General features: G+C 58.0%; 19 protein-coding genes. 7 read left to right on the top strand and 12 right to left on the bottom strand.

The window, feature by feature from the left end; translation table 11 throughout:
• Position 1: 1 nt before the first annotated feature.
• The 5 genes from ACJJVH_RS31335 to ACJJVH_RS31315 all read right to left on the bottom strand — a co-directional run bounded on the left by ACJJVH_RS31335 (position 2) and on the right by ACJJVH_RS31315 (position 6,150).
• Positions 2-1,627: a GMC family oxidoreductase gene (locus tag ACJJVH_RS31335; protein ID WP_412066403.1), complete on the bottom strand. Its 1,626-nt coding sequence runs from the start codon at positions 1,625-1,627 to the stop codon at positions 2-4.
• Between the two features lie 24 nt (positions 1,628-1,651).
• Positions 1,652-2,542 carry an aldose 1-epimerase gene (locus ACJJVH_RS31330; protein ID WP_412066402.1) on the bottom strand — a complete coding sequence of 297 codons (891 nt, stop codon included), beginning with the start codon at positions 2,540-2,542 and terminating at the stop codon, positions 1,652-1,654.
• 7 nt (positions 2,543-2,549) lie between these two features.
• Positions 2,550-3,554, bottom strand: coding sequence for an ABC transporter permease (locus tag ACJJVH_RS31325; RefSeq protein ID WP_113386108.1), 1,005 nt, complete (start codon positions 3,552-3,554; stop codon positions 2,550-2,552).
• An 11-nt stretch (positions 3,555-3,565) separates the two neighbouring features.
• A complete protein-coding gene (locus ACJJVH_RS31320) occupies positions 3,566-5,095 on the bottom strand; it encodes a sugar ABC transporter ATP-binding protein (protein WP_412066401.1) in 1,530 nt (509 codons plus the stop codon).
• A gap of 74 nt (positions 5,096-5,169) precedes the next feature.
• Positions 5,170-6,150, bottom strand: coding sequence for a substrate-binding domain-containing protein (locus ACJJVH_RS31315; protein ID WP_112804087.1), 981 nt, complete (start codon positions 6,148-6,150; stop codon positions 5,170-5,172).
• Positions 6,151-6,443: 293 nt separating this feature from the next.
• Here ACJJVH_RS31315 and ACJJVH_RS31310 point away from each other — a divergent pair, with 293 nt between their 5' ends.
• Positions 6,444-7,217 (top strand): FadR/GntR family transcriptional regulator, encoded by a 774-nt coding sequence (locus ACJJVH_RS31310; protein WP_112804086.1) that lies wholly within the window; start codon positions 6,444-6,446, stop codon positions 7,215-7,217.
• Between the two features lie 140 nt (positions 7,218-7,357).
• Here ACJJVH_RS31310 and ACJJVH_RS31305 read toward each other — a convergent pair whose 3' ends face one another.
• Entirely contained in the window at positions 7,358-8,464 is a 1,107-nt protein-coding gene (locus ACJJVH_RS31305) for a M14 family metallopeptidase (RefSeq protein ID WP_412066400.1), read from the bottom strand.
• On the bottom strand, positions 8,461-9,813 hold the full coding sequence (locus ACJJVH_RS31300) for an MFS transporter (RefSeq protein ID WP_412066399.1): 1,353 nt from the start codon (positions 9,811-9,813) through the stop codon (positions 8,461-8,463). Before ACJJVH_RS31300 ends, ACJJVH_RS31305 begins: the two co-directional genes overlap by 4 nt.
• Here ACJJVH_RS31300 and ACJJVH_RS31295 point away from each other — a divergent pair.
• The 4 genes from ACJJVH_RS31295 (at position 9,806) to ACJJVH_RS31280 (ending at position 12,791) form a co-directional block, all read left to right on the top strand.
• The gene (locus tag ACJJVH_RS31295) at positions 9,806-10,843 is read left to right on the top strand and encodes a LysR family transcriptional regulator (RefSeq protein ID WP_412066398.1); all 1,038 of its coding nucleotides are present in this window, start codon (positions 9,806-9,808) and stop codon (positions 10,841-10,843) included. The genes ACJJVH_RS31300 and ACJJVH_RS31295 overlap by 8 nt on opposite strands.
• A 306-nt stretch (positions 10,844-11,149) precedes the next feature.
• Positions 11,150-11,728, top strand: coding sequence for a hypothetical protein (locus ACJJVH_RS31290; protein ID WP_412066397.1), 579 nt, complete (start codon positions 11,150-11,152; stop codon positions 11,726-11,728).
• 171 nt (positions 11,729-11,899) lie between these two features.
• A complete protein-coding gene (locus ACJJVH_RS31285; protein ID WP_412066396.1) occupies positions 11,900-12,064 on the top strand; it encodes a hypothetical protein in 165 nt (54 codons plus the stop codon).
• 544 nt (positions 12,065-12,608) lie between these two features.
• Positions 12,609-12,791: a hypothetical protein gene (locus tag ACJJVH_RS31280; RefSeq protein ID WP_412066395.1), complete on the top strand. Its 183-nt coding sequence runs from the start codon at positions 12,609-12,611 to the stop codon at positions 12,789-12,791.
• Positions 12,792-12,849: 58 nt separating this feature from the next.
• On the opposite strand, the gene ACJJVH_RS31275 is transcribed toward ACJJVH_RS31280, so the two are convergent.
• The gene (locus ACJJVH_RS31275; RefSeq protein ID WP_412066394.1) at positions 12,850-13,509 is read right to left on the bottom strand and encodes an ArdC family protein; all 660 of its coding nucleotides are present in this window, start codon (positions 13,507-13,509) and stop codon (positions 12,850-12,852) included.
• Positions 13,510-13,625: 116 nt separating this feature from the next.
• Between ACJJVH_RS31275 and ACJJVH_RS31270 the strand changes: the two genes are divergently transcribed.
• Complete coding sequence (locus tag ACJJVH_RS31270) at positions 13,626-13,919, top strand: hypothetical protein (RefSeq protein ID WP_412066393.1); 294 nt, start codon at positions 13,626-13,628, stop codon at positions 13,917-13,919.
• A 34-nt stretch (positions 13,920-13,953) separates the two neighbouring features.
• On the opposite strand, the gene ACJJVH_RS31265 is transcribed toward ACJJVH_RS31270, so the two are convergent.
• Complete coding sequence (locus ACJJVH_RS31265) at positions 13,954-14,172, bottom strand: hypothetical protein (protein ID WP_412066392.1); 219 nt, start codon at positions 14,170-14,172, stop codon at positions 13,954-13,956.
• 200 nt (positions 14,173-14,372) lie between these two features.
• Here ACJJVH_RS31265 and ACJJVH_RS31260 point away from each other — a divergent pair, with 200 nt between their 5' ends.
• Positions 14,373-14,981, top strand: coding sequence for an MltR family transcriptional regulator (locus ACJJVH_RS31260; protein WP_412066391.1), 609 nt, complete (start codon positions 14,373-14,375; stop codon positions 14,979-14,981).
• A 24-nt stretch (positions 14,982-15,005) separates the two neighbouring features.
• Here ACJJVH_RS31260 and ACJJVH_RS31255 read toward each other — a convergent pair whose 3' ends face one another.
• The 3 genes from ACJJVH_RS31255 to ACJJVH_RS31245 form a co-directional block, all read right to left on the bottom strand.
• Positions 15,006-15,899 carry a nucleotidyltransferase gene (locus tag ACJJVH_RS31255; RefSeq protein WP_412066390.1) on the bottom strand — a complete coding sequence of 298 codons (894 nt, stop codon included), beginning with the start codon at positions 15,897-15,899 and terminating at the stop codon, positions 15,006-15,008.
• A gap of 13 nt (positions 15,900-15,912) precedes the next feature.
• Entirely contained in the window at positions 15,913-16,857 is a 945-nt protein-coding gene (locus tag ACJJVH_RS31250) for a patatin-like phospholipase family protein (RefSeq protein WP_412066389.1), read from the bottom strand.
• A gap of 182 nt (positions 16,858-17,039) precedes the next feature.
• Positions 17,040-17,360: a hypothetical protein gene (locus tag ACJJVH_RS31245; RefSeq protein WP_412066388.1), complete on the bottom strand. Its 321-nt coding sequence runs from the start codon at positions 17,358-17,360 to the stop codon at positions 17,040-17,042.
• Position 17,361 lies beyond the last annotated feature (1 nt).

Below are 17,361 nucleotides of genomic sequence, written 5' to 3'. Positions count from 1 at the left end.
ATCATGCAAGAATAAGGTCGGCGGCTTTTCCCGCGGCAGCAAGGACGGCGGCGTTGGTGTTTCCGCTTACGATCGTCGGCATCAGAGACGCATCGACGACGCGCAGTCCGCGCGTGCCTCTGACCTTCAGGTCAAGGTCGAGAACTGCTTCCGGATCATTGTCCCGCCCCATCTTGCAGGTCCCGACCGGATGGTAGCCGGTCTTGACCGTCCGCCTGCAATGGGCGGCAATCGCCTCGTCGCTGACGATGTCCGCACCGGGAAAGATTTCCTTCTCGATAAGATCTCGCATTGGCGTCGCGGCCAATACCGTGCGCGCGAAGCGAAATCCGGCCATTGTCAGCCGCAGATCGTCGGGGTGGCCAAAAATCTGGGTATCCACGATCGGGGCGGCGAGCGGATCGGCAGATGCCAGGGTGACGGAGCCTCTGGCCTTCGGCCGGAGAAGAAGCGAGTTGATCGTGACACCGTCGCCGGGCTCCGTCCCCATGACGTCGCGATCGAGATAGACCGTCGGGACGCAGAACATCTGGATGGTCGGCTGGTCGTTGTTGCCGTCTGGATCATAGAAGGCGCAGGTCTCCACGCCCGTCGTCGAAACCGGCCCTGACTTGAACAAGAGATATTGCAATCCCGCCTTGATCATCGGCCAACCGCGATCCTGCCCATAATAGCCGAACGATCCTCTGGTTGTCGCAACGACCGGGCATTCGTAGTGGTCCTGCAGATTTTTGCCGACCCCCGGCAGCGCGACCTTGGTTCTGATGCCGTGCTTGCCCAGCTCCTCCTCGGGTCCGATGCCCGATACCATCATAAGCTTCGGCGTCTGATAGGCGCCGGCAGCGAGAATGACGTCGATTCCCGCCGATGCGGAGCGCGATCGACCATTCTTCAGGTAGTCGACGCCGGTCACCCGATCGCCGTCCATCTTCAAGCCGGTCACGGTGGCGTCGGTTTCTATCGTCAACAGCGGATCGTTCATGACAGGCGCCAGAAACGCGTCCACGGCGCTGGAGCGCCTGTGCGTCCGCCAATCGATGGTATGCTGCATGAAGCCGACGCCGAATTGGCGCGCGCCATTGAAATCGGGATTATAGGGGATGCCCATGCCCTGCAGCGTCTTTACATAGGTGCGTGTCATAGGACTGGTATGTCCGAGATGGGACACTTTCAGCGGCCCGCCGACACCGTGAAACTCGCCGGCCAGATGATCATTGTCTTCCTGCGCCTTGAAATAGGGAAGCATATCCCGATAAGACCAGGCGCCGTCATTGGCGCCGGGCGGCGAGATCAATTCGTTCCATCGATCAAAATCCGCCGCCTGTCCGCGCATGTAGACCATGGCATTGACCGTGCTTCCACCACCGAGCACCTTGCCCTGGGGAACGATCGGCCCGCGACCGTCGAGCTGAGGCTGGGGCTTGGTCTTATGCATCGCGAGATAGGTGTCTTTTGCCAGGAACTTCATGTAGCCCGCTGGAAAATGCATGATCGGACTTGCCTTTGCCGGGCCGCGCTCGATCAGCAACACGCGTGCCTTGCCTTCGGTGACGAGGCGTGCCGCGACGACGCATGCCGAGCTGCCGCCTCCAACGATGATAAAGTCGAACCGACCGCTATCGGACATAGAAAGTCTCCGTGGTAGTAGAAGTCAGATTGCCTGCGGATGAAGACGGATACGGCCCGAGAGCCGGTCCCCCGGCTTCAGGACCTTGAGATCGCCAAGATCCGGTAGGTTATGACCGTTTGCCAGATGCGACATCGGTTCGAAGCAGAAGTAATCGCGTTTGAAACCCGGATCGAAATCGGTGTCCGACACGAATATGAAGGCATGCCTGAACACCGGGTCCGCGACCAGCCGAAGCGCCGTCCCGCGCTCGGGCCAGCAGATCAAGGCTTCTCCGTCCCAGCCTTCAAAGCCGTTGTTCACCCAGCGGTGGGGAAGGGGCGACGGTTCGCTGAAATTCAGGTCGTCGGGAATAGTCTCGGCCTTGCCGGGAAGCCAGCCGTCGACCTCGGTCCAGAACCTGCGTGCCGGAGCGGTAAGGGTGGTTTGCGGCGTCATCGGAAAGTAGGGATGCCAGCCGAGGCCGAAAGGCAGCGAATGTTCTCCCAGGTTCTCGACGCCAAGCTCCATCTCAAGTTCGTTCTCACGAAGCAGAAACCGCTGATAGGTCCGATACTCGTAAGGCGTATGGCCGCCGCGATGCACGAGGCCGAGTTCGAGTTCGTTGCCGCTTTGCCTTTCCACGGACCATTCGGAATTCCACCCTTCGCCATGAAGATAATGCGGATCCCACTGCGTGTTTGCACTGAAGCCGTATGAACGTCCGTCGAAGGTGAACCTGTTGTTCTTTACCCGATTGCCGAACGGGACCAGCGGATAGCAGCCGGACGAGAGCGCATCGGCCTCGTCGTTCGGCGCGGGTCGAAGCAGCGGCACCGTCTCGGCGCCTTTGTTCCACCAGTAGCCCAGGATCAGACCGCCAGCCGTCGATACGCGGAGCGTCAAAGCGCCATTCTTGAGTTCAATCACCGACATCGACCGGTCAACCCTTGTTGCGCGACGCGCTGCGCTTGATGGCCTGGATGTTGGCCAGGACCGCAACGACGATGATCAGACCTCGCACGACCTGTTGGAAGAACGGATTGATGCCGAGCAGCACCAGACCGTTGCCGATAAGAGTAATGACCAGCACGCCAAGCAGGGTGCCAAGCATAGAGCCGCGACCGCCTGACAGCGACGTCCCACCGACGACCACGGCCGCAATCACGTCGAACTCGAGGCCATTTGCCGCGGTTGCATTTCCGGATCCCAGCCGCGACACCAGAAGGATGCCTGAAATCGCCGCCATCGCGCCGGCGATCGCAAAGAGCGCAACGCGAATCCGCGATACGTCGATGCCGCTCAGGAACGCCGCCTGCGCATTGCCGCCGATCGCAAAGACGGACCGGCCAAAAGCTGTCTTTCTGCTGACGAAGGCAAATACCGCAAACAGGACGAGCATGATGATCGCGGCCGGTGGAATGCCGAAAATCGACTGATCGAGCGCATCAAGCAGATCGTTGCGGCCGATCGATACCGGAAGCGCATCGGTCACGAAGAGGGCAATGCCGCGAAGGGCACTCCAGAGTCCGAGCGTACCGACAAAAGACGGCACGTCGAAATAGGCCCTCAAAATCCCCGGAATCGAGCCGAGCAACGCTCCGACCACCACGGCCAGCGCGAAAGCCAGGGGAGTTGGAATACCCCAGTGCAGGAGATCGGCAAGCACCACGGAAATGAAGGCGACCATCGGGCCGACACTGACGTCGATTTCGCCGGCAATGATGATCAGGGTCGCCGCCCAGGCAGCTATCCCGATCGTTGCCGCGTCGCGCAGGATGTTGATCTGGTTGTTGAACGACATGAAGCCGCTCGCCGTCGAGGTGAACACGATGTAAAGCACGACGATCGCCACGAACAGGCTCAGCTCGTTCATGTGCTGGAAGAAGCTGATGCCGCCCTTATCCACCTTGGCCGCTGCGGGCTTTGCAGCTTGGTCGATTGCCATCGGAACCTCCGTCAATGTCCGGTAATACAGGCGGCCATTACAGCGTCCTGATCGATATTGGGGGAATGGAATTCCTCCTGCAGCGTGCCGTCCCTCAAGACAAGGACCCGGTCGCATACGAGGGGCAACTCCTCTATTTCGCTTGAAACGAAAATGATGCTGCGGCCCTCGGCCGCCAGCTGCCGGATAATCGCATAGATCTGCGCCTTCGCCTCGACGTCGACGCCGCGCGTCGGCTCGTCGAGCAAGAGAACGCGACTGCCGGCATGCACCCAGCGGCCGATGACGATCTTTTGCTGGTTGCCGCCGGAAAGCGTTCCGATCGGCGTATCCGTGCGCGCCGTCTTCACATGCAATCGATCGATCACACGCCGCGCCGCCTCCGACATGAGCCGGGCAGACAGCACGCCGTTGCGACTGACGGAGGCGAAATTCGTCGCCAGGGCATTTTCGTCGACCCCGAGAAGCGGAACGATGCCCTCTTCCTTGCGGCTCTCAGGTGTGTAGCCGAAACCTCGGCTGACCATCTCCCTGTATCGCGGGGTCTTCACCTTCGCCCCGTCGACATGGATTTCTCCATGCGGAAAGGAACGAATGCCCATGATGGCTTGAAGCAGTTCCGTTCGGCCCGATCCCAGCAAGCCGGCGATCCCGAGCACCTCTCCTTCGCGCAGCTTGAAGGATATCGATCGAAGCTTGGGCGGAACGGCCAGATCCTTTACTTCCAGCACCGTCTTTTCGCGGAGGCCGGTCTCAAGCAAAGCGGCCTGCGAAGCCTCGGAACCAAGCATCAGACGAACAATCTCGCGCGTTTCCGCGCCCTTGACGTCCACCGTATCGATGATGCGGCCGTCACGCATGACAGTGGCCGAATGCGCGATCTGCCGGATCTCGTTCATGCGGTGACTGACATAGATAACGGCAATGCCTTCAGATGCGATGCGCGTCACCGCATTCATGACTTTCTCGGCCTCGGCCGCTGCAAGGGAGCTCGTCGGCTCGTCGAGAATGACGAGCTTGGGTTTGCCGATCAGGACACGCGCGATCTCGAGAAGCTGCCGCTCGGCCGGGCTCAGGCTCATGACCAGCCTGCTGGCGGGAAGGTTAAGCCCAAGCCGGCCCATGGCCTCCGCGGCTGCCGCTTCCATCCTGTCATACTGGATTACGCCGCCCTGACGCGGCCACCGGCCCAGAAACAGGTTCTCGGCAAGGGTCATTCCCGGCACCAGGCTCAGTTCCTGATAGACGACGCGGACACCCTTTTCGAAGGCTTCCTGGGCACGTCCCGATCCTGTTTGCCTGAGCTCGACCCCATCGATGGCGACGGTTCCACTGTCCGGAATTTCGGCTCCGGTCAAAAGGCGGATCATCGTAGACTTGCCGGCGCCGTTCTTGCCGAGAAGCGCTCTTACCTCACCCGCCGCGACTTCGAAGGTCGCGTTGTCGAGCGCAAGGACGCCCGGATACTGACGGGTGCAATCCCTGACGGAGGCGACGATCCTGGTGGATGCCGCGGGAGCGGGGTGGTTGGCAGACATCATTGGCACGTTCCACATTGAACATTGCCGCCGGGTATCCGGCGGCATTCTTTCGCGAAAGTCAGGACGACGTCACGTCACGGCAGTCCGTCGGCATGCGCCTTCAGCCAGGCCTTGGCATCGTCTGAGGATTTGTACAGATCGATATCGTAGGGGACCTTGATGTCGGCCGGCGCCTGACCGTTGATCGACTTGACTGCCTGCGCCAAAGCCAGCTTGCCAAGGCCCTGACCGGAAATATCCACGACCGCCTTGATGATGCTGAAATCCGCCAGCTCCTGAGCGATTTCCGTGGTCATGTCGCCGCCGAATACCACGACCTTGCCGGTCTTGCCTTGGCTCTTGACCGCGCGCGCCGCGCCCAGTGTCGCCCCACCGGCTTCACCGAAGAAGGCATCGATATCCGGATTGGAAGAGAGGAGGGTGCTGGCAACCGACACGGCCTTGTCGAGAATGGCGCCCTCCTGATTGGCAACGATCGTCGCGCCGGGAACCTTTGCCTTCAGGGCATCCTCGAAACCCTTGCGTCGCGTCACGCAGACCTCAACGAATTCGCAGTTCAGGATGGCAATCTTGGGAGCGCTTTTCTTTTCGGCCAGGAAATAATCCCCGGCGGCATCGCCGAGCTTATGCCCAAACTCATAAGGGTCTCCGACCGCATAGGCGGAGACGTAGGATTTCATATCGGCATCATTCAGGCAGGTGTTGTAGCAAACCACGGGGATGCCGGCGTCATGCGCGCGGCGAATAGCGCGGTAAGATCCATCTGCCGATACCGGCGAGACGATGATAGCCTTCACGCCTGCGGAAATCAGCGAGTCGATGAAGGACGATTCCTTGCTGACATCGCCTTGGGCGTTGGTTTCGATCAGATCGAGCTTCTCACCCGCATCCTTGGCGCCTGTCTCGATACCCTTTCGAACGCCGGCATAAAACCCCTGGGCATCCATGTAGATGGCGCCAACCTTCAGAACCTTGTCCTGAGCAAAGCCGCTCGATGCATGCGATGCGACAACCGTCGACATTGCCAGCATGGCGGCAACCTTCATGAGCTTCATGCGCTCCTCCCTCCTGATTGAATAATCGAAATAGCAGTGAAGGGCTCAAGGGCCGACCTCGTCTACTGCGGCATCACCATATTCTTGATCATATTAATGTCAATATAAATAGGATTTATTTTTTGATAAATATGGAAAAGAGCCGGCGATTGTGATAGTGAGCAATGGAAAGCAAGCGATATCACGATATAAATATGATTTATCTCAGGCGCCTGCCTGCTCCCGAAAGCCTTGACTGCGAGGCACGCAGACTAAAAAAGCTGTAAGGCAGTGATCTTGGAGAAGGAAAAGGGATGACGAAAGCTAGGGCAGGTCGCGTTTTGACGCTGGACGGCGATCCGATTGCCGAACACGGCAAGCGGAGTGTTCGCGAGGGGCTTCTCCAGCGATTTATCCACCGGATCGTTTCCGGTGAGCTGGCCGAAGGTTCGACACTGCCGAACGAAGCGGAGCTGACGGCTCAGTTCGACGTCAGCCGCACAAGTCTGCGCGAGGCGATGCAGTATATATCCGCGCTCGGCATGGTACGATCGAGAACCCGAGCAGGAACAACGGTGCTTCCGCGGGAAAACTGGAACTATCTGGATCCGCTCGTGCTCGACGCGATGCTGACGCTTTGCGCAGACGAGGATTTCTACGCGTCGCTGATCGACGCCCGCCAGTTGCTTGAACCCGCAGCGGCGGCGCAGGCCGCGGCGAAGGCGACCGCGCGCCAGCTTTATCAGATCTCCAAGGCGTTCGAGGATATGGTCGAAGCCAATTCACGCGACAACGAGGCCTGGAGCCGGGCTGACCTCGAGTTTCACACAGCAATCATCGATGCCAGCGGGAATTGGGTGTATCGCCAATTCGCAACGGCGATCAGAGCGGCTCTTCTGGCCAGCTTTCGATTGACCAACCGTGCCAGCCAATCGCACGAACAAGCCATCATGAAGCATCAGGACGTCCTCGATGCCATAAGGATGCGGCGTCCGGAGGCTGCCAAACATGCCATGGAGCAGCTTATCGGTGTCGCACGCAGCGAGATCAACGAGGCGCTCAGAAAGTCGAGAACCGCGGCCAGCTGACTAGGCTGAGCGATTCCAGAAAAAGTGCATAGCGGTTTTCCGGTATCGGCCGATTTTGTTTCGCTAAGCCCCGGCATGGCGGTGCCAGATCAACCCGTCGTCGGCTTGACCTGGCCGGTTTCAAGTCGTTGTCCGACCGCTTATGCGAGCGAAGCCTTGGCGAGGCCGCTGAGCGCCTGCACAAGAGCCGTCCGGGCCTGTGCCCATACGGCGCCTTTCCAGGCGTCGTTGTCGCAGTAATAGGCGTCAAGAAGCCGTCTGCGGATATCCCTCTGCACGGACGCCGGAAGTTCCGGATGCCGCACGAGCCATTGGGACGCCCTCAGGTGAAAAAGTATCTCCTGAAACGGCAAGGTCCCGATTTCCAGAGCGATAAGGCCGACAGCCGCCTGCGGGCATTCATCGTAGACGGTCGACACAACGGGGCCGGACACTTCGGGCGACTCGGACTGCCCTTCGAACGGCGCAAAGACGTCAGCGCCCCACCAGCTGCGTGCAATCGCGAGATCGGCTGTACTGACACGGCCGGCATATATTTTCTCACCATGGCCGTTTGGGCCCAGGCCGGTGTGAACATCTATCCAGCCGATGTGCTGGGCTCCGGTACAATACCGGCGCAGAATCGTCCGCACTGTGCGATTGTTCCATGTCGGTTCCCGGCCACCATAGAACATGCCGTCGGGCTGATGGTACTGACCCGATGCGAGGGCCGCATGGTAGGCTGACACACCGTATTGCTCCAGGTAGGCAGCCATCGCCCGATCGTCGTCTTGGGTCGGTGGCCACGTTGCCGGCAGCGCCAGAGGATCGACAACTGCATATGCCGGATTAGCGGGAAGCGGCTTGGCAAAATCGATGTGATTGCGGTTGAGATCGACATTGTCCTGGTTGTTGCGCTGGATATGCGAAAACCCGTAGGGGTTGATCCCGTGGATCATCACGAGCCGAATACCCGAACGCTCCAAAAGACCGAGCAAATCATCGTCGTGAAGCGCGGCAACCTGGCAACCGGAACCACAGAAACCTTCAGGGCCATGTGTTCCCGAACTTAGGATCAGCAATCGGCTGGCGTCCCGCGCACCGAGACAGGCGACATCGATCGCCAATTCCTCATCCAGGGCACCGCGATAACCGGGCAGGGGGAAGCTTTCGATGGTCGCGCCGCGATCCGAAGCGGCGGTGAGGAACTTGTTACGCGCCTCGACATAGGTTCCGGAAAAATGGTGGGAAACAATAGCGGATATCATGCGATTACCTTTGCCTTGGAGGACGAGCTGCTGACGGCGTCGCCGCTCAGGTCGATATCGTCCCCGGTGCGATCCTTCAAATAAGGGAGTGCGAAGAGCGAGAGGAGCGCCACGGATATCAGATACCAGGTGGGCGCCAATTTATCGCCGCTCGTCTGGACGAGCCAGGCGCTGACGAATGGTGCAAAGCCTCCGAAAACCGCCACGCCGATGCTGTAGACCAGCGACATGCCGCTGGCACGCACCCGTTTTGGAAACAGCTCGGGAAGGATGACGATGCTTGGCACGGCCTGGACTGCCAGGACGGCGGTAAGCAGGCTGACGATGGTAAAGAGGGTTAGCGGCGTGGGCGAGGCCTTGAGCCATGCGAAAGCCGGATAGATCAGCAGGATGAGTGCCATGCGCCCGCCGGCGATCAATGGCTTTCTTCCGATACGATCGGACCATCGGCCGATCAGGGGAGAAAGCACGAAGGTCAGTCCACCGGTCACGCACGCACCGAAGAGCGCTGCAACCGACGACATGCCAAGCTCGCGAGATGCGTAAGTCGGCATGTAAAAGCCGATGACATAGGAGGCGCCCGTCCCACCCATGGTGATGACGATCGCGACGATAACGGCACGGCGATGATCTCTCCACAGGTCTGCAAGGCCACCTCGTATCGTCGGCTGTCGCTCGCTTGCGGATACGATACCCGCGGCCATGGATGGCTCTTCGACGTGCTGGCGAAGATATGCGCCGATCGGTGCAATCACGAGTCCCAGTATGAAGGGGATGCGCCAGCCGTAGCTTTCCATCGCGGTAGCCGGCAGAGCGAACGACAGTCCGGCGACGATCAACGCGGCGATCAGAACGCCGAGTCCCTGGCTTGCGAACTGCCAGCTCGCCATGAAGCCTCTTTCCGCGGGTGCAGTCCGCTCCACCAATAGCGCGGTGGAGGCCCCGAATTCGCCGCCTGCGGAGAAACCTTGCAGCGAGCGCGCAATGACGATGACAATCGGTGCCGCGATCCCGACCTGTGCATAGGTCGGTGAAATGGCAATCATGGCGCATCCGAGCGCCATCAGAAATATGGTCAGAACCATGGCCTTCCTGCGGCCCGCGCGGTCGGCATAGGCACCTATGACGATGCCTCCGAGGGGGCGCATGACGAAGCCGACACCGAAGGTGGCAATGGTAAGGAGAACCTGACTGGCCGGGTCGAAGGCGGAAAAGAACAGCTTGCCGATGACCAGTGTCAGAAAGCCGTAAACGGTGAAATCGTAATATTCGAGGGCATTGCCAATCGTCGTGGCGAGGATGGTTCGACGACGGTTGCTCTCCTCAAAGGAGTGGGGTCGCATGCTCATGTGCCATCTCCTGAACGTTCCCTCGCAAGGCCGGGAAACCGATGTCCGGAAGTCTGCCCATTTGCCTGCTAATCGAAAAGACAAAATTTTTGACCGAACGTTTCCATTTGGTTTACACTCCCGGCAGGAGGATCCGATGAAGCCGACCCAGCTCAATGCTTTCGTGGCGGTCTCCGCACATTCCAGTATTCGCGGGGCGGCGCGCGTGCTCGGCGTAACGCCTCCCGCGATCACTAAGATCATCCGCGAATTGGAAAGCGAGCTTGGCGTTCCGTTGATCGAACGCAGTGTCAAGGGCGTTGAGCTGACCGAATATGGCGCCGCATTCGCACCAAGGGCCCGTTTGCTTCTCGACGACATGCGGCGCGCGCGCAATGAGCTTGCTGAACTGCGCGACGGCCTCAGGGGCCAGGTTCGTGTCGCGGTCAGCACGACATTTGCGCAGACTTTGCTGGTCCCTACATTCAGGGAGCTGCGCTCCCGTCGCCCGGGCGTTGCTCTCCACCTGAGCGAAACCGGCTTGCCCAGCATGCTGGCTCATCTTCGCGAGGCACAGATAGACCTTGCCATCACCCATCTCGATCCCGCCGTGCTCGATGCCGAGTTCGACAGCATCCCGCTTTTCCCCGTCCCGCTGGTGATTGCCATGGCGAACCGCCATCCGTTGAGGCGCTGCCGCCATGTTCACCAGCTGATGGAAGCCGAATGGGCTTTGCCGGGCGATGCGGATGGAGTATGGCCGGCGACAAAAAGCCTGTTTGCAAGCCTCGGCCTGCCCGTACCGCAGCGAATAATGCAGGGTGATTCCATCACGGCCGGGCTCATGATGGTGGCGCAGATGAATTGTATCGGCATCTTCGCAGAGCCACTTGCAGACAAGATATTCAGACAATACGAGATTCGACGCTTCCAAACCGAGGACCGGCTGCCGGTGCTCCAGATGTGCGCTATCTATCGCCGCGGCAGCCGCCTCACGCCCGCAGCTCTCCAGCTCATCGACTGTATCCGGCACACGATTTCAGCAGGGTAATTCATGTTCGAAGACCAGGGCGCGTGCGAGCCGACGACGGCGCCGGGTATTTGGGGGGAGAGCATGTCCTGCGGTGTTGACGTGTTGATCGGATCGCGTAGCGAGCGGAAATAACCCCGCGTCTATTGAGACCCTCGTAGCAGATGATTGACCAATCGGGCTAGGCAGTCGAAACGAACGATGACAAGAACGTCGCCGGGCGAAGTCCTGCGGCAACTTGGTGAGCACTGGCCTTGCCCGATGCCAGATCCACGCTCTTGATGAATTCGGTGGCAGCCGGCAGCTCGTGGCCTTGGCGTCATCAAGGTGATCTACGATCAAAACCCGCTGTATCCGACAAATAGTCGCGGTGGGGTGAAGGAGAGCTGGTGGCTAAACCTGCTGTGCCCGATTTGGTTCGCTTTTGACGGCATTTGTACAAATAATAAACTCATGAGCAAAGGAAGGTTTGCAAGCGTGTTTTATAGCTCAAATAGAGCGCCGTTCAACGCGTTTTCCTGGTTGAGCTCAACCCACGCTCATCGCGACCCCTTAACGCGCGCCAGCGGGCTCCCTTGGCGGAAATGGCGTGAAATCGGCCGTTTCGGAGCGGAGCTAGGCTGGGCTTGTCATTTTAGCCAGGCTTTGGTGCCAAGAGACGATAGGGGAGGGGAGGAGCTCGACCGGTCCGGCGCGCGTTATTTCCGCTTAATCGGGCAGAATTTCCACCGATCCAAAGTGAAAAAGCCGCAAAACGCCCGGATTTGCGGGCTTTTCGCCGATCCACAAGGACTGACAAGCCGGATTTGCGGGCTTTGTCGATCTATCATCGATAACCAATACTTATCGATGGTTACAAACGCACCCGGTAACACCATCCACGAACGGAAGCAAACGCCACTATAGCTTCCACATGAGGGAATTGAGAAGTTAATTGATATGGTTAATAGATACCAAATTTAGTCGACCTGGCTGTAAGGGAGGTAAGGGATGTCATCCAGCCCGTGACAGACCTCAGGGAGGCAGCACAACGGGCACGATGAGATTTTACAGTCTTGCAATCGTGGCGGTGGTTCGTTGTATGATCACAAAGATGGTGCCGCCGCTGATCAGCAGCGAATGGGGGAGTTCGTGAAGATGGGTGAGGCAGACGGCGACGCGGCGGTCGACGCGTTGCAACCGAAAGCCGAAGCGTCGGCGAAGCCGAAGGATAGGTTCACCTTTGTTTACGCGCTCTGGTAACTGCGCTGCTGCTAGTGTCGAGCTGCTCTCCGATGCTGATGTCGTGTCGGACCTTAAACGGCGCGGGCTGTATCGCGTACGAGGGGAATAAGGTCGTAGTCTACGACGTCGATAAGCCAGAGACGCGGCGTGCGGTGGACCGGTTAGATGCCGCTATGGAGCAGGCGTGCATCTAGTTGCAAAACTATGTGGGGCACTGTCCAATTTGGACGGTGGCGGTGACGGAAAAATCTAAATCGAATCCGTAACTTATCGGAGGTCTCTAAAACAGGCGACAGAACGTCGGCGAGACTGGCGCCAAGATGGTGAATTCAAGGAAATTCCGAAAAGCTGGAAAGCTGTGGAATGCGTGGAAAAGTCTAAATAAAATCAATAAATATCAGATAGTTAGGAAATCACTTGAAAAAAAGGCGGTACTAAAAGCGGGCCATATGAACGGGATGTTCATCCTCGGTTCTCGTGCTCCCCTTGCGGTAGTCGGAAAATCTGACAATATGCGCAGCAGCAGCAGCGCTCACCTTGTTTTTTAAGGAGAGTTGCGCGCATGGAAGATCAGAAAGATTCCCTGACATTCGAATTCGGCAAGTGGAAGGCATCCGCAAGCGGGCGCTTTGCTATTGTCGCGTTGATCCTTTTTGTGGGGTCGGTGGTATTGGGCTCGGCTCTCGCCGGCACAAACCAGATCGCCCATTGGTCTGGCGCAGATCGACAAATAAGCGACAAGTAGCGTTGAAGGATCGGCGTAAAAAATTGCCGCAACCCGAAGGATGCAACAACATTGCTTGTTATTCGGCTGCTTCCAGCCGCTTTTCTTCGACCTCTCCGAACGACCTCTTCCAAAGCCAGTGGGCCGCGTGGCCGGCATAGCTCGCCGCTGAGAATATCGCGCGGTTGTCGTCGGTGAGCACTTTCAGCCAGCTCTCGATGTAGCTGGCGGACCTGAACGACGGCTCGATGCCGAGACGGGCGCATAGGAAGGCGCTCCCAAGCTCGGCCACCAGCTCCTCGAACGCATAGGCCTTATAGCCAAACCGCCTCCCGAAGGTGCGGTCGAGCCGATCCTTGTGGCCGGTCGCGTGCGTCAGCTCGTGATTGAGGACACCCCAATAGGCCGCCTCGTTCACGAAAGCCGCAAGATCCGGCATCACCACCTCGTCGCGGGTAGGGTAATAGGCCGCCTTGTTGGCGCCGTGCTGCACGCCGATGCCGGTTCCCCTGACGAAGGCGATGGCCTTTTCATGGGTCGCCTGCGTATTGTTGGGTTCTTGCTGAGGCTGGCGGTACATATCATCCAGACCGTCGATCTGGTCGATGTTGAAGACCGGATAGCCTTTCACGACCATCCCCGGCTTGTCCTCACCGGAATCATCGTCCTTCCGCACAACGTGCTTTGTGAAGATGATGTGCGTGGCCCGCTCGCCTTTGCAGATGCTGGCGCCTTCCATGCCGATGTCTATGCGTTCTATGTCGCGGGCTATTTCAGCAAATGCACGGGTCGCTTCGCGGAGATGTTTGCGGAGGCGAGGAAGGATATCGGTATGTTCCCTCACCGGTACAAGGAGTGGCCGAAGTAGCGAAGTCCGCTGAAGGGCGGCTGCTGCTATCGGGGATGTCGAAAATTGGGGGAATCATGCTGCTGAACGGACCGGAACGCTACGCACTTACGTACACGCCGCAAAGCTTTACGGTGCTTTGCAATGAAGGCACCTCAAAGCTCTCGGGGCTTGCCGTGTCGAAAAATCCGAAGCTGTATATCGCCAGCGTTGACGGGCACCCGACCTACGTCGGGATCACGAGGCAGAAAATGCAGGCTCGACTTCGCTACGGGTGGAGCGCGGCTTGTACTCATGGCTAGCATGGGTATCCATCGACCGTGCACCCGGTCTCGTTCAGCGCCGAAAATAGGCTCCCCATGCGTTCTTCTTAAGAACGCCACGCTTCACTGCATCCTCGAAGAGTTCGAGGAGTTCGCGCAGTTCGAGGCCACGGCTGATCGCGAAGCTGGGAAAACTCTTGTCGGGGAGGGTATTTCCCCGCTCCACGAATTTGGCCGCGATGAATTCGGCGACGACATCCCGAGGCTCAAAGTGGTCACTTGGTTTTATCATCCGGAGTTCCTTTAGGTGATAGCCGTATGGTTAGTTGGTGGTGTGGCGGCTGTTCGCAAGCCGCACCTATGTGGCTTCATAAGGAAAGATACGGAACTCAGGCCTGCGTCTCGAAAAAAGATGAAGAACCTCTCGGATCTATCGGTAGTCAAGCTTTTGAGAATCGCGGCAACTACTCTTGCAACGAGATGGAGGGGTGGATGGCTGACGAAGCGCAGGATTTGGCGGAGGGGGATGAGGTCTTTGGAAAGCTGAACCGCCTGCTCGCTGTCCTCAACAAAGAGAAGGACGATGAACGTGCCTTGGTCCTATCCATCGCGGCATTTTCGGAAGATTGTCTTGGCCGGCTCCTGCTTGCTTTCATGAGGGATGTGAAGGCTGCCAAGGAGCTGGTTGAGGGTTTCAATGCTCCGCTGGGTACGTTCTCCGCGAGGATTAAGGCGTGTCACGCCATGGGATTGCTGTCGGACATTCAATTCGCTGACTTTGAACACATCCGGAAAATTCGCAACGAGTTCGCACATAACTGGGATGGCATTAATTTCGCCAAGCCCGCGATTGCCAGCAGGCTCGCTCAGATCGCCCCGAGTCGTCTGAGCGCGACCGGGGATGGAAGCGACCGAGGCAAGCTAGCCAGCGCTTTCGCGAGCAACCTGATCGAGTGCGAAGTTCTTATCAGCAATTTGAAAAAAGACGATGGAAGGCTGAAGCCTCAGGCGGTTCGCCTGTCCGCTGGTAAACCGGTGCCGTTGAGAAAACGAAAGTCTGGCGTTGCGGCAAAGAGGCAAAGTCCCTCGAAAGAGGGCTGACCGTCCGGAACGCCAAACGCGGCCTCAGAAATCATTCCAGAACTGCTTGAACGCTTCCATGAAGATGTTGTGGTCGTTTGGTGACCAACTCGTCGGGAAACCATCGCGAAGCAGCCAGTGGATCCCGTTGGCACACGTGAGTTCGGACTTATCTGCCATCCCATAGATATGGTTGAAGCAGTTAATCACGGTTTGCTGGTAGCTAACACCGAAAAGATTGATGGGCACGTTCCAAATCATACCCTCCAAGAAGTAGGACGGGGCAACGCCTTCCTTTAATCGGCCGTCATCGATCATCCTATTCCGGATGTTCTTGAAGATGCGGACGGTGGGCTTGAAATAGCTATTCGTATTTTGGTATTTATTGGTGCAGTTGCTCGAGTGCTGTTTCGGATAGTTGACGATCTGCGTGCCATCCGACTTCCAAAAAATAATGCCTTCGCGATAGGTGGGATTTCCAATGGCCGGATACGTGATGAACTCGCGATGCTCGGCGCAGGCTAGCACGTCCGCGTCGCGACGGTTGCCGCTACCCGGAACAAAGATCGCCTTACCGCTGGCATCAACCCCCGTGCCGAAGTTCTTGGTCAACCACGCGGCCACCTCCTCCTTGAATTTTGCCAAAGAATATTCCGTTGGCGTCCGAAGCTGTTCGTAGTTGGCCTTGTGCTCGGGCGTCAGATTGCTGAGGTCCGAATAGTAAACCGAAGTCAGCCGCATGACGATATCGACATCACTGTCTCGCCATACGTTCGTGTCGTTGCCGTAAGAGCCCTGCAAGAAGATTTCGTAGAACTTTTGGTAATACGGCGAGTCTTTGTGGTCGAGGACGTTGCGGATCGTCTGATAGGTCGCGGCAGACTGCTGGACACTGCCCTGAGCTGACCAGGTATCGAGCTGAGCTTCGTTGATTGCCATGAAGAGGGATCCGCTACAGAAGGTATTCCTTCAGCAAGGCTTCGTTTTTGGCGAATGACTCGCGGCCGCGCTGACGGAGGATGTTGAGTTTTTTGAGGTCGTGTTCAAACAGGTCGGTGGCCATGTCCGGGTGTTCAAAAGTGTCGGATATGCGGACGCTCGGCACGTCCTTGAAGAGAATCGAGCGAAGCTGGTCCATCGACTGTGTGTTGATCTCAAGCGTCTTTTGTAGGAGCTGGACGCTGAGCAGGTATTTGTTTGCCCAATACATCTTGCTGAGCATCGACTGCTTCGGGCTTGGATAGACCCCGACGCCAACGCTGATAACGCGGAGGTCTGCGTGGGTCAGGCCCAATGCCCGGCTGGCATCGGCAATGGCGTATAGAGTCGGATTGTTGGCGCAATAGCCGCCGTCCACCAGTTTCACTTCATCGCCATCGGCAGTGGTGACAGTCTTCGGCGAAAAGAACGGATAAGCGGAACAAGATGCCTGCACCGCGTCGCCAATCCTCACACCGAACCCCGGTTTGAACGTGCCCTTCCGGCCGTGGGCTTGCTCGATGCTGCCCTTGAAGATCATGGGCCTCTCGATCACCCACTTTGTGGTGACGATGCCGACGCCGGTTTTCACGTCATCGAATTTTGCCTCACCAAAAATTCGCTGTGCCAGCTCAGCGAGCTTGGCCGATTTCTGCTCCGGCTTTTTCAGCCGCATGATGTCGGGCACATACTTTTTATAGTTGTCGTGGATATCATCGACGGTCATGCCCAGAGCGATCATGGACGCGATGATGGCGCCAGTGCTGGTTCCGAATACAAGGTCGAACTTCTCGCAGAGACGGCAACCGACAAGGCCTTCGATCTCGGCTAAAACGCCAAGCGTGTAAAACCCTTTGGCGCCACCGCCATCAAGGCTGAGAATACGGTAAGGCTTTCTCGCTTCTACTGTGTCGGCCAAGGCGACTTCCTCCGGATTTGCAACCAGTACAGGAATTCTGTGCTTCGGTCTTACACGCCACCGAGTTGTCCACAGCAAACGCGCGCCCGGAGGCGCGCTTTTACTTGCAACGAGCGTAGCAACTGCCACTCAAACGAAAAGAGGCCCCGTAGGGCCTCTAACAGCAATCACATGGAAGAAACTTAGGCCGGAACGCGGATGAACTTGCCGGGGCGATTGCCACGGTTGTTGCAGATAAAGGCGTTGCCGGTGGTCTGGCTGAACATAATAACGCTACCGATCCGAGCCTGTATCCCTTTGCCGATAATGCGAAGGAATTCGCCAAACGACATATTGTCCGGCTTGGTGATCTGCAACGTAGTCTTGTGCGGCAGGATGTCAGCGGGAATGCCACGCCGCTCGAAGTAACGAAGCGCCTTGCGCACGCTGTCCCCAACGGCGCGATTGAGCTCCAAAATGTAGCGTCTCGGTTTGCTGGCTACTTTCCTACGAATCTTCGGCATG

Origin of the sequence: Rhizobium sp. SYY.PMSO (assembly GCF_046840415.1) — a bacterium.
Lineage (GTDB): Bacteria > Pseudomonadota > Alphaproteobacteria > Rhizobiales > Rhizobiaceae > Rhizobium.
The sequence above is the reverse complement of the archived record's forward strand: the minus strand, read 5'-3'. Positions and strand labels throughout refer to the sequence as shown.

What these genes read in the sequence shown, in the direction of transcription:
- ACJJVH_RS31335 (WP_412066403.1), bottom strand. Translation starts at nt 1,627, where the DNA reads ATGTCCGATAGCGGTCGGTTCGACTTTATCATCGTTGGAGGCGGCAGC.
- ACJJVH_RS31330 (WP_412066402.1), bottom strand. Translation starts at nt 2,542, where the DNA reads ATGTCGGTGATTGAACTCAAGAATGGCGCTTTGACGCTCCGCGTATCG.
- ACJJVH_RS31325 (WP_113386108.1), bottom strand. Translation starts at nt 3,554, where the DNA reads ATGGCAATCGACCAAGCTGCAAAGCCCGCAGCGGCCAAGGTGGATAAG.
- ACJJVH_RS31320 (WP_412066401.1), bottom strand. Translation starts at nt 5,095, where the DNA reads ATGATGTCTGCCAACCACCCCGCTCCCGCGGCATCCACCAGGATCGTC.
- ACJJVH_RS31315 (WP_112804087.1), bottom strand. Translation starts at nt 6,150, where the DNA reads ATGAAGCTCATGAAGGTTGCCGCCATGCTGGCAATGTCGACGGTTGTC.
- ACJJVH_RS31310 (WP_112804086.1), top strand. Translation starts at nt 6,444, where the DNA reads ATGACGAAAGCTAGGGCAGGTCGCGTTTTGACGCTGGACGGCGATCCG.
- ACJJVH_RS31305 (WP_412066400.1), bottom strand. Translation starts at nt 8,464, where the DNA reads ATGATATCCGCTATTGTTTCCCACCATTTTTCCGGAACCTATGTCGAG.
- ACJJVH_RS31295 (WP_412066398.1), top strand. Translation starts at nt 9,806, where the DNA reads ATGCTCATGTGCCATCTCCTGAACGTTCCCTCGCAAGGCCGGGAAACC.
- ACJJVH_RS31300 (WP_412066399.1), bottom strand. Translation starts at nt 9,813, where the DNA reads ATGAGCATGCGACCCCACTCCTTTGAGGAGAGCAACCGTCGTCGAACC.
- ACJJVH_RS31280 (WP_412066395.1), top strand. Translation starts at nt 12,609, where the DNA reads ATGGAAGATCAGAAAGATTCCCTGACATTCGAATTCGGCAAGTGGAAG.
- ACJJVH_RS31275 (WP_412066394.1), bottom strand. Translation starts at nt 13,509, where the DNA reads ATGGAAGGCGCCAGCATCTGCAAAGGCGAGCGGGCCACGCACATCATC.
- ACJJVH_RS31265 (WP_412066392.1), bottom strand. Translation starts at nt 14,172, where the DNA reads ATGATAAAACCAAGTGACCACTTTGAGCCTCGGGATGTCGTCGCCGAA.
- ACJJVH_RS31260 (WP_412066391.1), top strand. Translation starts at nt 14,373, where the DNA reads ATGGCTGACGAAGCGCAGGATTTGGCGGAGGGGGATGAGGTCTTTGGA.
- ACJJVH_RS31255 (WP_412066390.1), bottom strand. Translation starts at nt 15,899, where the DNA reads ATGGCAATCAACGAAGCTCAGCTCGATACCTGGTCAGCTCAGGGCAGT.
- ACJJVH_RS31245 (WP_412066388.1), bottom strand. Translation starts at nt 17,360, where the DNA reads ATGCCGAAGATTCGTAGGAAAGTAGCCAGCAAACCGAGACGCTACATT.